The sequence below is a fragment of the Mesorhizobium sp. M2A.F.Ca.ET.037.01.1.1 genome (assembly GCF_003998075.1).
GTDB lineage: Bacteria > Pseudomonadota > Alphaproteobacteria > Rhizobiales > Rhizobiaceae > Mesorhizobium.
The window spans coordinates 1-1,291 of record NZ_RZSA01001376.1 but is presented as its reverse complement, the minus strand read 5'-3'; the positions used below and the strand labels follow the sequence as shown (position 1 = coordinate 1,291).

The following is a 1,291-nucleotide window of genomic DNA, read 5'->3' as shown; positions in this document are numbered from 1 at the left end:
ATTCATAGGTGTTGAGGCGGCAGCCGAAGGTGACGACGTCGATACCGTTGGTGACCGCGCCTTTCTCAAGGGCGGACATCAGGCGGCGCTTTCGGTGTCGCGGGCCCAGGCCCCGGTCGAGGGATCGAAGCTGCCGGAGAATTCCCATTCGGCGGCACCCGTCAGGATGACGTGGTCGTCGTCGCGCCATTCGACATGCAATTCGCCGCCGCCCGGCGTCAGCAGCGAGACGCTGCGGCCGGTGCGCTTGGTGCGGGCGGCGGCCACCACGGCGGCGCAGGCCGCCGAGCCGCAGGCCTTGGTAAGGCCGGCGCCGCGCTCCCAGGTGCGGATGATCATGGTTTGAGGCGACGTCACCTGGGCAATGGTGATGTTGGCGCGCTCGGGGAAGATCGGATGGTTCTCGAGCAGCGGGCCGAAGCGGTCGAGCTCGTAGGACCAGACGTCGTTGTCGACCCAGAAGATCGCATGCGGATTGCCCATAGACACCGCCGAGGGCGAATGCAGCACCGGCGCGTCGATCGGCCCGATCTGCAATTCGATCATGCGGGTGTCGCGGAACTCTTCCGCCAGGGGGATCTCCTGCCAGCCAAAGCGCGGCTTGCCCATGTCGACCGAGATCAGACCGTTCGCGTGCTCCTGAGCATTCAGGATGCCGGCGCGGGTCTCGAAGGTGAAGCTCTTCTGGCCGGTCTCGGCGGCCAAGGCCTGGACGACACAGCGCGTGCCGTTGCCGCAGGCCTGGGCGCTGGTGCCATCGGAATTCAGAATGTCGATATAATAAGCGGTCGGCGTGCGGGCGTCATGGATCGCCATGATCTGGTCGAACTTGGTCGCGGCGTCGGCATTAAGCGCGATCGCCGCGGCCGGCGTGACCCTGTCGGCACGGCCACGCATATCGGCAACGATGATCTCGTTGCCGATGCCGTTCATCTTGGCGAAGGGGGCGGTGCCTGCCATCTAACCGGTCATTCCAATCCGTTTGGCCAATCCGTTTGGCCGCTATATGGCGGAAACGGGCGGGAATTACCAGTCCGGCTCTTGTCTCGGTCACCGCGAAACGTCGCGCCGGCGACGACCAAGTGGTCGCGCCGCGACGACCTGGCGGTCGCGCCGCGACGACCTGGCGGTCGCGCTTAAGTTACCGCGAAGACGCCGAGCACGATCAGCAGGAAGATGACCAGCACGATGCCGATGAGGACGCGCGCTCCCGTGGCAGCCGCTCCGGCCAGCGCCGGCATGCCGAGCAGGCTCGCGGCGGCGGCAATGATGAGAAGAATGATGATCCGCC

Annotated in this window: 2 protein-coding genes; both read right to left on the bottom strand. The window is 65.9% G+C overall.

The features are described 5' to 3' along the window. Positions 1-78: 78 nt before the first annotated feature. Complete coding sequence (gene dapF, locus EOA27_RS36880; protein WP_127258765.1) at positions 79-960, bottom strand: diaminopimelate epimerase; 882 nt, start codon at positions 958-960, stop codon at positions 79-81. 176 nt (positions 961-1,136) lie between these two features. Next, entirely contained in the window at positions 1,137-1,286 is a 150-nt protein-coding gene (locus tag EOA27_RS36875) for a DUF1328 family protein (RefSeq protein WP_245491332.1), read from the bottom strand. Positions 1,287-1,291: the final 5 nt, after the last annotated feature.